This is a genomic window from Imperialibacter sp., from assembly GCF_040222385.1.
GTDB lineage: Bacteria > Bacteroidota > Bacteroidia > Cytophagales > Cyclobacteriaceae > Imperialibacter.
On sequence record NZ_JAVKDF010000022.1, the window covers coordinates 600,658 to 613,888 of the forward strand.

At 48.2% G+C, this 13,231-nt stretch carries 10 protein-coding genes; all 10 read left to right on the forward strand.

The genetic code is table 11. The annotated features are described in order from the left end of the window. The first annotated feature begins 114 nt into the window (after window positions 1-114). Window positions 115-801, forward strand: a complete 687-nt coding sequence (locus RIG68_RS10150; RefSeq protein ID WP_350121800.1) for a glycosyltransferase family protein — start codon at window positions 115-117, stop codon at window positions 799-801. A 126-nt stretch (window positions 802-927) separates the two neighbouring features. Beyond that, window positions 928-1,584 carry a metal-dependent transcriptional regulator gene (locus RIG68_RS10155; RefSeq protein WP_350073907.1) on the forward strand — a complete coding sequence of 219 codons (657 nt, stop codon included), beginning with the start codon at window positions 928-930 and terminating at the stop codon, window positions 1,582-1,584. 2 nt (window positions 1,585-1,586) lie between these two features. After that, entirely contained in the window at window positions 1,587-2,519 is a 933-nt protein-coding gene (locus RIG68_RS10160; protein ID WP_350121802.1) for a metal ABC transporter solute-binding protein, Zn/Mn family, read from the forward strand. A 9-nt stretch (window positions 2,520-2,528) separates the two neighbouring features. Then, window positions 2,529-3,323 carry a metal ABC transporter ATP-binding protein gene (locus tag RIG68_RS10165; protein ID WP_350121804.1) on the forward strand — a complete coding sequence of 265 codons (795 nt, stop codon included), beginning with the start codon at window positions 2,529-2,531 and terminating at the stop codon, window positions 3,321-3,323. A 21-nt stretch (window positions 3,324-3,344) separates the two neighbouring features. Then, window positions 3,345-4,634, forward strand: a complete 1,290-nt coding sequence (locus RIG68_RS10170) for a metal ABC transporter permease (RefSeq protein WP_350121806.1) — start codon at window positions 3,345-3,347, stop codon at window positions 4,632-4,634. A 3-nt stretch (window positions 4,635-4,637) separates the two neighbouring features. Beyond that, on the forward strand, window positions 4,638-5,534 hold the full coding sequence (locus RIG68_RS10175; RefSeq protein ID WP_350121808.1) for a metal ABC transporter permease: 897 nt from the start codon (window positions 4,638-4,640) through the stop codon (window positions 5,532-5,534). Continuing rightward, window positions 5,531-5,980 carry a thioredoxin family protein gene (locus tag RIG68_RS10180; RefSeq protein WP_350121810.1) on the forward strand — a complete coding sequence of 150 codons (450 nt, stop codon included), beginning with the start codon at window positions 5,531-5,533 and terminating at the stop codon, window positions 5,978-5,980. The genes RIG68_RS10175 and RIG68_RS10180 overlap by 4 nt, the downstream gene beginning before the upstream one ends. A gap of 178 nt (window positions 5,981-6,158) precedes the next feature. Next, the gene (gene mnmE, locus RIG68_RS10185) at window positions 6,159-7,541 is read left to right on the forward strand and encodes a tRNA uridine-5-carboxymethylaminomethyl(34) synthesis GTPase MnmE (protein ID WP_350121812.1); all 1,383 of its coding nucleotides are present in this window, start codon (window positions 6,159-6,161) and stop codon (window positions 7,539-7,541) included. A gap of 110 nt (window positions 7,542-7,651) precedes the next feature. After that, the gene (locus RIG68_RS10190) at window positions 7,652-8,605 is read left to right on the forward strand and encodes a sugar phosphate isomerase/epimerase family protein (protein WP_350121814.1); all 954 of its coding nucleotides are present in this window, start codon (window positions 7,652-7,654) and stop codon (window positions 8,603-8,605) included. Window positions 8,606-9,047: 442 nt separating this feature from the next. Next, window positions 9,048-13,231: choice-of-anchor D domain-containing protein (locus RIG68_RS10195; RefSeq protein ID WP_350121816.1), on the forward strand; the 4,184-nt coding region annotated here is incomplete at its 3' end.

Here is a 13,231-nt window from a genome sequence, read left to right on the forward strand (position 1 = left end):
ACCCGGATTGTGTATGATATTCAGGAAAATTACCAACTGAACATCAAATACCTTTCCCCTCTTCCCTCCTTTCTAAAACCTCTTGCAGCCGCATGGGTCAGACTGTCTGAAACAATGAGCGCTCCTTTCATTTCTCATTTTACTCTGGCAGAAAACAGTTACACTGCCCTTCCTTTTATCGGCACCCGGTGGACCGTTCTTCAAAACAAAGCACTGCCCCTTGCAGTCCGCACCGCCCGAAAAGCAAACCTCAACGCTCCCGTATTTCTCGTGACTGGCACGCTGTCTCTCACCTATGGGGTTCGGGAAGCCATCGATGCTTTTATGAAAATTCACGAAACGATTCCAGGAAGCCAACTCCACCTTTGTGGCAAAGTACCCGACAAAAAGTCGAATCAATTTATTGCTGAAACGATCAGCAGTCATCCCTATGTCACACTGACGGGAGGCTCCTATGGGGTACCCTACGAGACCATACAATCTGCTATTGTTCACGCCGACTTTGGAATGGTTTTTTATCCAGACAATCCGGCCATCAACGAATGCTTCCCAACCAAAATTTGGGAGTACATGTCGCATCGCCTGCCGATAATCATTCAAGAAGATAGGACGTGGACCAACTACTGCCTTGAAAAAAATGCCGCTGTTATTTTTTCGGCGGAGCAGGGTTCTGCCAGCGAGTTGTTGCCAATGCTCGGCAGCAACTTTTACCCTGCGTCTATCGACTACAGCGACATCTACTGGGCAGCTGAGGAACACAAGCTTACCGAGTTGATTAACACGCTTATGTCGGATCACTAGGCACCTGTTCAGGCCTCTTTGACTAAGGCGTGAACGTACCATCCTGTTTTTCCGTTATAACATCGAATGAAAAATATTTTTAGATAACTCTAAAATATTTTTACCTTTGACTCAAAATAATTGCTAATGCTAAGCTTTGCGGAAGAAAACTACCTGAAAGCAATTTTTCATTTGTCCGACAGTGGAGCTACTGAGGTATCCACCAATGCGATTTCTGACCACATGAACACGAAGCCTGCGTCCGTGAGCGACATGATCAGGAAGCTTGACGAAAAAGGGATGGTCACGTACAAAAAGTATTATGGTGTCAATATTTCCAGGAAAGGAAAAGTGATGGCTTTACAGGTTATTCGGAAACACCGGCTTTGGGAAGTGTTTCTGGTTGATAAACTAAAATTCAATTGGGATGAGGTGCATGAAGTGGCTGAGCAGCTGGAGCACATCAGATCCGGTCTCCTTATCCAGCGCCTGGACGAATTCCTCGACTACCCTAAAGTAGATCCTCATGGCGACCCTATTCCTGACGAAAACGGTGACATGGCCGTTGCAAAAAAAACACCTCTGGACAAAGTTGAGGTGGGAGTCAAAGGAAAAATTGTTGCGGTGAACGACGAAGGCTCTTCCTTTTTACAATACCTCGATAAAATCGGCATTTACCTCGGTGCCAAGCTGGAAGTAACTGAGCGAGTCGACTTTGATGGTTCAATGGAGATACTAATAGATAATAAGCAAAAGGTATTTATTTCCAGAGAGGTATCACAAAACATTTTGATCACAGATTAAATATGAAAAAATTGATGTTGAGAATAACCCTGTCAGTTGCAATCATCAACATGCTGTTCTTTGGCTGCACCCAAACAAGTCAAAAAAGGCAGAAAGATACCAAGCTCAAAGTGCTGGCGACGACGGGAATGATCTACGACGCCGTATTGAATATCGCAAAGGACTCTGTCGAAGCGGACGCCCTGATGGGCCCGGGTGTTGATCCTCACCTCTATAAGGCAACCCAGGGAGACCTTCAGCGACTTTCGGCGGCGAACGTTGTTTTTTATAATGGGCTGCACCTTGAAGGCAAGATGGGCGAAGTACTGGAGAAGCTTGGGCGGCTGAAGCCAGTGGTGGCAGTTTCGGAAGAAATACCGAAAGAAATACTCAGGGACACTCCTGTTTTCGCAGGAAACTATGACCCACACATTTGGTTCAATGTGGATCTGTGGAAAAACGCTGTGCTTGAGGTTGGCAAGACGCTGAAGGAAAAAGACCCGGAGAACGCAGCCTACTATCAGGAAAATTTGGACGTCTATCTGCAGAAACTTGATTCGCTTCACAGCTGGGTAACGTCAGAAATAGCCACAATTCCTGAAACTCAGAGAATTCTGGTTACAGCCCATGATGCATTCGGCTACTTTGGTGATGCTTACAACATCGAAGTAAACGGTCTTCAAGGTATCTCCACGCAATCGGAGTTTGGCCTCAAAGACGTGGCCGATCTGGTGAATCTTATTGTTGACAGAAATGTCAAAGCTGTTTTTGTTGAGACTTCAGTATCTGAAAGAGCCATCAATGCGGTGGTAGACGGCTGCAGGCAGCGTGGACATCAGGTAGTGATTGGTGGCAAACTCTATTCTGACGCAATGGGCGAATTTGGCACACAAGACGGCACCTATATCGGCATGGTTACGGCGAATGTAAACACAATAGTATCCTCTTTAAAATAATCTGGTAAGATGAACATACATGCAGAAGATCCGATCATTGAAGTGCACGATCTCACGGTCAGCTACAGTCAAAAGCCGGTGCTGTGGGGTATCGATCTCTCTCTTCCCAAGGGCAGCCTGGTAGGGATTGTGGGGCCCAACGGCGCTGGTAAGTCGACCCTCATCAAGGCCATTATGGATCTCGTGCCGCTTAGCAGCGGTTATGTGAAGCTATTTGACACGCAACTCGACAACGTGAGGGAAAAGATCAGCTACGTGCCCCAGCGGGAGTCCGTCGACTGGGATTTTCCGGCTTCAGTATATGACGTGGTAATGATGGGCCGTTACGGAAAGCTGGGGCTTTTCAAAAGGCCACGGCAAGCCGACAGGGAGGTGGTGCAGGAGAGCATGCGCTTGGTGGGAATGGAAGCCTTCAAAAACAGGCAGATTTCACAGCTCTCAGGTGGACAGCAGCAGCGGGTGTTTCTGGCCCGGGCGCTGGCGCAGCAGGCAGAGGTCTATTTTATGGATGAGCCATTTGCAGGTGTAGATGCCGCTACTGAAAAAGCGATTGTAGAGTTGCTGAGGAGAATGTCTAAAGAAGGGAAGGCGGTAGTGGTGGTGCACCACGACTTACAGTCCGTAGCCAAGTATTTCGATTGGCTCATTTTGCTGAATATGCGCCTGGTAGCTTCCGGGCCGACAGTCGACGTGTTTAAAGAAGAGCTTTTGCAGGAAGCATACGGTGGCAAGCTCACCATTCTGTCGGAAGTGGGAGATTTGCTTACGAAAGGGCGCTTCCCAAGCAGAGAGAAAACAGTGTAGGCAAACCAGGCGACCCTTATTATGGAAGACTTTCTCTATTTCTTTTCTTTTCAGGATCCCAACATCAGGTACGTGGTGGTGGGCTCGGTGTTGCTGGCTATCAGTGCGGCCATAGTGGGTTGTTTTACTTTTCTCAAGAAAAGAGCACTCATTGGGGATGCCGTGGCACATTCGGTGCTACCAGGTGTGTGCCTGGCCTTCGTTGTTACAGGTACCAAGAACCCCATTTACCTGATTATTGGAGCGTTCATTACCGGCTGGCTCTCCCTCCGGTTTATCGACATGATCGTCAGGTACTCCAAACTAAAAGAAGACACAGCGATTGGTCTTACCCTGTCGGTCTTTTTCGGCCTTGGCATTCTGATCCTTACGGCTATCCAGCATTCCGGCAACGCCAATCAAAGCGGGCTGGATCAGTTCCTGTTTGGCAAAGCAGCTTCTCTTGTTGGCCAGGACCTGATCGTGTTCGGCTCTGTCAGTGTCATTTTGCTTCTTGTTGTTGGCCTTCTCTTCAAAGAGCTTACCCTTCTTGCCTTTGACGAACAGTTTGGAAAAGCCATTGGCATGCCTGTGAAGGGGCTGGAGCTCGTTTTGACAACCCTCACAGTGCTGGCTGTAGTTACAGGCATTCAGGCTGTGGGTGTGGTGCTCATGGCAGCCATGCTTATTACGCCTGCAGCGGCAGCCCGGTTCTGGACCGACAAGCTGACGACAATGGTGTTCCTGGCAGCACTCTTTGGGGCGATCTCCGGTGTTTCAGGTGCCTACATTTCCTTTGTGGCCCCGGCCATGCCTACGGGGCCGTGGATTGTGCTGGTGATTTCCTTCATCGCCATGAGCTCGTTCTTCATTGCGCCAAAGAAGGGCATTCTGTATAAGCAATTCCAGCAAAGAAAATATCAAAAGCAGATCCTGGAGGAAAACATCCTCAAGGCATTTTTCCACCTGGGTGAGGCCGATGAACAATACTATGGACACCGAAAGATAAGCGACCTGATCTCCCAAAGGCGATTCGTAATAGGACGATTGAAAGGCGGCCTACAAAAACTAGTGAGAAGCGGTTTCCTGAAGCAAGATCGTGAAGGTTGGGTACTTACTGAGGAAGGTAAAAACAAAGGACAGCGCATAGTGAAGCTGCACCGGCTTTGGGAGCTTTACCTTACCGAGTACTTGCGAATTGCGCCCGACCATGTGCACGATGAGGCTGAAACCATTGAGCATATCATAACACCGGAAATAGAGGCCAGGCTGGAGAAAAAACTCAACTATCCGTCGGTTGATCCTCACAACGAAACAATCCCTTACAGATAAGCCATGGAAGCGATATATATTATTTTAGCAGGCTCGTTGGTGGCGGTGTCCTGCGGCCTGGTGGGGAGCTACCTCATCCTTCGAAAAATGGCCATGGTGGCTGATGCCATTTCTCATGCCGTGTTGCCGGGTATTGTGATAGCGTTTTTCATTTCTGGCAGCCGGGACTCCCTGCCCATGCTTTTGGGAGCAGGTACACTAGGCATCATTACCACATTTCTTATCGAGTTCTTTCACAAGAAGGGCAATCTCCAAACGGACGCCTCCATCGGTGTCACGTTCACCTGGCTCTTTGCTCTTGGTGTCATCCTGATTTCCACTTTTGCTGGCAAGGTTGACCTCGACCAGGACTGCGTGCTTTACGGTGAAATTGCTTACGTGCCCATTGATCTTTGGATCACCGACACCGGCACTATCATGGGGCCAAGAGTACTGTACATCTCCGGATCAGTGCTGCTGGTGGTCATTGCTTTCATCTTCATCGGATACAAAGAGTTGTTCCTCACCACGTTCGACCCCTCCTACGCCGCCATCATTGGCATCAATACCACCCTTTGGCACTACTTGCTCATGGGAGCTGTGTCGCTAACAACGGTGGCATCTTTCGAATCAGTAGGGGCTATTTTGGTGGTGGCCTTACTTATTGCACCACCAGCAACAGCCTATCTACTAACTGAGGATTTCAAGAAAATGCTCATTTTCACTTGTATCATAGGGGTGATTGTCTCGGTGCTGGGCTATTATCTTGCGTCCTTTATTGACGGATCCATCGCCGGTGCTATGTCGACGGTGGCGGGTTTAATCTTTTTGGTTGTATTTTTGTTCTCTCCTACGCAAGGAGTAGTGTTCAGAAATCGAAGATCGAAACTTTCCATGACTTTAAAAGAGGAACCGATATGAAACAATTGATTGGACTACTGTCAGTGGCAATACTCGCCATTGTGGTTACGGCTGCTACTCCGGCTGAACCAACGGCTACGGAATGGACATCTATTGACCAGTTGGCTGAAAAGCTGAAAAAAGAACCCAGACCGGTGATTGTGGAGATGTACGCCAACTGGTGTGGCTGGTGTAAGAAGATGGACAAAACCACTTTTACCGACCCGGAGGTTGTCTCGCTTTTGAACGAATCGGTTTATGTGGTCAAAATAAATGGAGAAACAACTGATAAGTTTACATTTTTGGGTAAGGAAACCAGTGGCCGGGAAATGGTGAAGGCGCTTGGGATACAAGGATACCCTACCTTCATTTTGGTAGACAATGACCAGGACAGACTTGAAATAGTTTCAGGTTACAAGACTTCGCCGCAGCTAAAGAGGATCATCTCCAAACTCGCAAAGAAGTAGCTTGTCAAAAAATACAAAAGGCAAATAACAAAAACACAAATAGGCACCAATGACCTAAAATTCAAATTCCAAACGGTTTGGTGCTTCGGGATTGATATTTGGAATTTATTTGATCCTTGGGCTTTATTATTTGTGATTTCCATAAAAAAGTTTTCAGACAATTAACCCCCTTTTTAGTTTGGGTGCTCTCTCCTACTCTCAGTTCGACGATACCATTGTGGCGCTTGCCACTCCCCAGGGCATTGGTGCCATTGCTGTCATCAGGCTCTCAGGCCCTCGAGCGATCAGTTTAGCCAACTCCGTCTTCCATGGTAAAAACCTTGAAAAGGTGGAGTCACATACGATCCATTTTGGTACGGTAAGAGAAGGCAAAGACATCATCGACGAAGTGCTGATGTCTATTTTTGTTGCGCCAAAGTCGTTCACAAAAGAAAACGTGGTGGAGATTTCCTGTCATGGCTCTTCATACATTATCAAGCGCATCATCAACCTGGTAGTCAGCAAAGGAGCCCGACTGGCCAAACCAGGCGAATTCACAAAAAGAGCTTTTCTTAACGGGCAATTCGACCTGGCGCAGGCCGAGGCTGTGGCGGATGTGATCAGCTCCGATTCCGAAGCTGCCCACCAGGCGGCCATGTCGCAGATGCGGGGGGGCTTTTCGAAAGACATCAAACAACTGCGGGAGCAGCTCATCCACTTTGCCAGCATGATTGAGTTGGAGCTGGACTTTGGAGAGGAAGACGTGGAGTTTGCCGACCGTCACGACCTGGCTAAATTGGTCAAAGATTTGAAAACGATCATCAACCAGTTGATCAAGAGCTTCGATTTGGGCAACGTGATCAAAAACGGCGTGCCTACCGTGATTGCCGGAAAACCCAATGCCGGCAAGTCCACCCTGCTCAATGCCTTACTCAAAGAAGACAAGGCCATTGTCTCCGACATTGCCGGCACCACCCGTGACTCCATTGAAGATGAAATCAATATTGAAGGAGTAGCGTTTAGGTTCATCGACACAGCCGGCATCAGAGAAACGACCGACATCATCGAGGCGCTGGGTGTGGAAAGAACCCACAGCAAAATGAAGGAGGCCTCGCTGATCCTTTACCTTTTTGACCTGGTGAACGACAATATCACCGAGATCAACAAAGAAATCAACAAGCTGGAGAACCTTGGCAAGCCGTTTATTCCTATTGGTAACAAGATTGACAAAGCACCAGATGATCTCGTAGCTCAACTAAAAGAAGATGACAGGTTTATCTTTATCTCTGCCTCACAGCAGCAATACCTGGAAGAGCTGAAAGACAAGATTCTCGACCAGGTCAACCTCAAAAACGTGCGGAGCAGCGACACCATTGTGACCAACGCCCGGCACTTTGAAAGCCTGCTAAAGACCAATCAGGCCCTGAACGATGTGCTCACGGGAATCGGCTCCAACGTCACCGGCGACTTCCTGGCTCTCGACATCCGTCAGGCCCTCCACCACCTTGGTGAGATTACGGGTGAGGTGACGAATGATGACTTGTTGGTGAATATCTTTAGTAAGTTTTGTATCGGAAAGTAACCCGAACAAGCTCTCGACCTCGTCTGGCAACCAAGGAATTACCGCACATCCACTTTCTCTTTCTAAAGTCCTTGCCAATCCTCTATCTTATGACATTATAAGCCAAAATCATGCATCGTAGAAAATTCATCCAGTCATCCGCTTTGGCCATTGCAGCTGCCAGCAGCCCTTCGTTTCCCTTATTTTCGGCTACCCAAGCGCAGAGGAAGTTCAAATTGGCACTCAACCCCGGCATTATCGGGGTAAAGGCCAATTTTGCTCAAACGCTGGATTACGCCATCCAGCACGGCTATGAGGCTATTAGCCCTTTTACTCAGGAGGTAATGAAAGACTATTCGTCTGCGCAATTGAACGAAATCATGGCGAAGATGAAAGCAAATAAGATCAGCTACGACTCCACCAATATTCCGGTGGAGTTCCGTCGTGACGAGGCTAAGTTCAAAGAGGATTTAAAAGACCTTCCCAAGTTCTGCGAGGCAATGCAAAAGCAAGGGGCAACCCGGATCAACACGTGGATCATTTCTTCTCATGGCACACTTACCTACAATGAAAATATGCGCCAGCACGCAAGTCGGCTAGGTGAATGCGCCAAAATAATGAATGACTATGGCATCAGGCTTGGTCTTGAGTACCTCGGCATGCGAACGCTGGTAGCAGGGAATAGGTATACCTTTATCAGCTCCATGAAGGAAGGCAAAGAACTCATTGCTGCCATAGGAACCGGAAATGTTGGTTTTGTGCTGGACAGCTTCCACTGGTATTGCGCCAACGATACTCTGGAGGACATCAAAACCCTCACCCCTTCCGATATCATTACAGCCGACATCAACGATGCCAGAGCTGGCTTCAAACGAGAGGAGCAGCAGGACGGAAAAAGGGAGCTGCCGCTTGCCACCGGCGTGATCAACATGAAAGACTTCCTACAGGGATTGATCGACATCGGCTACGACGGGCCGGTAAGAACCGAACCGTTTAACCAGGCACTCAACGAGCTCGAGAACGACGAGGCTCTTGCTACCAACATGGCCGCCATGAAAAAATCGCTGGCGCTGGTGGGTATGTAGACATGCCCGACACTGGAATCCGCCTACCCACACCATGTAGTTTTTGGCAGGTATAATTTTTTTTCGTTCGGAGGAATACCTACAAAAGCTAACTCATCGTCGCTTCTATGCCCTTCAGTGCAACCTCGGCAAAGTGCAGTTCTTCGTATGCAGGCTACACTGGCCCTAATCGGATTGAGGCAGGTAGGAACAACATCCCTGGCCTGCTCCGTTGGCTTTCATTTACTTCGGACAGCATAATTTGAGTTGCAATGAAGGGTAATTACTTTTATAGGAATAATACAATTAATAATTTACATAATACAGTGATCAATCGACAAACAATCAAGGTGACAGTGGCCTACCAATGCTGCTACTGCTATCAAAAACCTACCCTCTTCTATTGAAATGCTCTTTTTCATCCGTAGATTAGCAAGAGTTCGATCAGCTTTTTCCTGTACCTATGTCAAAATATCACTGGGTCATTTTTTTAATCTTGTTCGGCTATGACGGTGTTTCCAGAGCCGCAGCCCCTATCATCAAAAGCTTTTCTCCTACCTCTGCCAGAGTTGGGGAGCAGGTCATCATTACTGGCGAAAACTTTGATGACAAATTCAACACCATGCTGGTGTTTGTTGGGGGTGTACCCGCGACAATTAAGGATGGAAGTACAACTGAACTGTCGGTTACTGTTCCGCTGGAAGCCAAAATGGGACCGATCATTGTCATCTCTGTGTCTGGCTTGCTGGCAACTTCCAATGTAAATTTTATTCCGACCTATGCGAATGGCGTCTCAACGATCGACACGAATGCTTTCGGTGCTGAAAATAAAATAACAACGGAAGACAATCCTGAACGATTGGAAAGCGCTGATTTTGATAAGGATGGGCTTATTGACCTTCTTTTGACACATTCGGGTGGCGCTATCAGCATTTACCAAAACACCACTAAAGGCATTCCTTCGTTCGACGTCTCAAAATTTGCCGTCAATGTCCCTAGCGGTTTCGGGCCAAAAATCCATGATCTTGATGGTGATGGTTTACTTGATATCGTTTTCTGGGGATCAAGTGCAGTTGCAGGTACCTATTTGGCTTATATGGTCAATAAGAGTACCCCCGGAAAAATAACTTTTGAGGCTGGCTCAACATTCCCTATCGAAGGTACACCCAGTATAGGACTCGTACTGTCTGACCTCGATCAGGATGGAAGAGTTGATGTGGCGGCCATGACAAGCAGTACAATCAGTATTTACCTGAACACAAGTTCAATAGGCAAAATAAGCTTTTCCGGCCCAACAACACTACCTACAGGTGGCGGAGACCTTACAGCAGGTGACTTGAATGATGACGGCCTCCCGGAATTGATACATGCCGCAGGAGCCAATTTGGAGGTTATCACGAACACCAGTACCCAAGGGAAGCTGACTTTCGATCGGACTGATACTTTTAAACCTAACTCATCGGTTGCCATAGTAAAAGCGGCAGATATGGATCAGGATGGCTTTCTGGACATCATTGTTGGGTCTCAAACGCAAACCATCATTGAAATATTCAGAAATGCCTACGCCAGCGACGGAAAAATTACATTAGATGAGCCTATTGGATTCAATACTGGAGAAGGCTCGTCGAGCTATGGTGACTTCTTTGATGTAGGTGATATCAATGGAGACAAGCTACCCGATATCGCCGTTCCCTCGGTGACCGAAGATCGGGTTTTTGTATATGGCAACAAGAGCGAGAAAGGCACTATTGCTATGAACGAAGTCGTCGTCTTTGCCACCTCAGCAGCGCCATTTGCCGATCAGTTGGATGATATCGACGGCGACGAAAGACCTGACCTTATCTACACTAACCGACAGGCCGAAGGGAAGGGAACGTTGAGCATCAGGCTTAATCAGACAGAAGCGCCACAGCCCGAAATCAATGTTTACAATGGTGCCGACGACACAAAGCCGTCTATTGCAGACGCACAGTCCACCGCTATCAACTTTGGCAGTGCGCTACAGGGAAACAATATTACCAGGACTTTTGCCATCAAAAATACAGGAACGAGTTCGCTCAATGTCAGCAGCATTACCGTTTCCGGCACGGCCTACAGTGTTACCAGTTCAATTACCTCCATTGCTGTGGGTGCCACCCAAACGTTCACCGTTCGGTTGTCTGGCACAAATGCGGGTACTTTCAATGCCACGGTCACTATCAACAACAATGACACCGACGAAAATCCATTTACTTTTCCTGTAACAGGCACTATCCTTGCGCCAGAGATCAACGTTTACAATGGTGCCACCGATGTTTCCCCTGCAATTACTGACGCACAAGTAACCGCCATCAACTTTGGCAATGCAGTACAGGGCAACGACATCACAAGGACTTTTGCGATCAAAAATACCGGAACGAGCGTACTCAATGTCAGCAGCATTACTGTCTCCGGCACGGCCTACGCTGTCAGCAGTGTGATTACCACAGTGGCTGTAAGTGCTACGCAGACCTTCACTGTGACTCTTTCCGGCTCCAACACAGGCACATTCAATGAAACGGTGACCATTGCCAGTAACGACGCCGACGAAAACCCTTTTACCTTCCCTGTAAGAGGCGTCATCACCTTTCCTGAAATCAATGTTTACAACGGCGCCACGGACGCCTCTCCTGTAATCACTGATGCACAAGTCGCTGTCGTCAACTTTGGCAGTGCGGTGCAGGGCAACAGCATCCCACGAACTTTTGCCATCAAAAATACGGGAACAAGTGTACTAAATATTAGTAGCATTACCGTTTCCGGCACGGCCTACAGCGTCAGCAGTGCCATCACCACAGTGGCTGTGGGCGCTACCCAGACTTTCACTGTGACTCTTTCCGGCTCCAACACAGGCACATTCAATGAAACAGTGACTATTGCCAATGACGACGCAGACGAAAACCCTTTCACCTTTCCTTTAAGGGGCACTATCACCTTTCCCGAAATCAACGTTTACGACGGTGCCACTGACGCCTCTCCTGTAATCACCGATGCACAAGTCACTTCTATCAACTTTGGCAGTGCGCTACAAGGAAACAATATTACCAGGACTTTTGCGATCAAAAACACAGGGACGAGCGTGCTCAATGTCAGCAGCGTTACTGTTTCGGGCACTGCCTACAGTGTGGTCAGCGTCATCGCATCTGTTGCCGTGAATGCCACGCAAACTTTTACCGTGACCCTGTCGGGCACCAACCCAGGCAGTTTCAATGAAACAGTGACCATTGCTAGTAACGACGCAGATGAAAATCCTTTCACTTTCCCCGTAACAGGCACAATCACCGCCCCCGAAATTAACGTCTACGACGGCCCTAACGAGGCCTCGCCAGCGATAATCGATGCGCAAATCACACCGATCAGTTTTGGTGGCGCACTACAAGGAAACGACATTACAAAAACGTTTGCTGTTAAAAACTCCGGGACTAGTACGCTAACTATCAGCAGTATAATTGTTACAGGATCGGACTATACTGTCAACAGTTCAATCGGAGCGTTGAGTGCCGGCACTACTCAAACTTTTACAATTACCTTATCAGGGGCAATTACAGGCACCTTTGATGCGATGGTCACGATTTCGAGCGACGATACCGACGAAAATCCCTTTACGTTCTCCATCACAGGCGGCATATCTGAGCCAGAGCTAGACGTTTTCTATGGAAGTAGCAATGCTGGTATTCCCATCATGGACGGGCAGTTGTCAGCCATCGATTTAGGATCCGTTTTGCAGGGAAATGATATCATACAAACATTTGCTATAGAAAACACCGGGTCATTGCCTCTGGAGGTAAGCAGCATTAGTGTTTCGGGCACTGACTTTATCGTTACCAGTTCAATCTCGACAGTTGCGGTCGGCATAACAGAGACATTTACTATCACCGTTTCTGGCGCAACCATGGGCACCTTTAATGCTACAGTGACCATCACCAGCAACGACACCAATGAAAACCCATTCACCTTCCCTGTAACAGGTGCCATCACCTTGCCCGAGATCAACGTATACGACGGTGCCACTGATGCCTCACCGGGGATTACCGATGCGCAAGTGACCGCAATTAACTTTGGTAGTGCGGTACAAGGAAGCGAGATCATAAGAACCTTTGCAATTAAGAATTCGGGGACGAGCACACTCAATATCAGCAACATCACCGTTTCCGGCACCGATTACAACGTAAACAGCGCCATCTCGACGGTTGCTGCGAACGCAACGGAAACCTTCACTGTCAGCCTTTCAGGCACCAACACAGGCAACTTCAGTGCTACCGTAACCATCACAAGCGACGATGCGGATGAGAGCGATTTCACTTTCCCTGTGACTGGCACAGTCACCTTCCCTGAGATCAACGTCTTCGATGGTGCCACTGATGCCTCGCCGGGAATTACCTATGCGCAAGTGACTGCAATCAACTATGGTAGCGCAGTACAAGGAAGCGAGATCATAAGAACCTTTGCAATTAAGAATTCGGGGACGAGCGTACTCAATGTCAGTGGCATCACCGTTTCCGGCACCGATTACAACGTAAACAGCGCCATCTCAACGGTTGCTGCGAATGCAACGGAAACCTTCACTGTCAGCCTTTCAGGAACCAACACAGGCAACTTCAGCGCTACCGTAACCATCACAAGCGACGA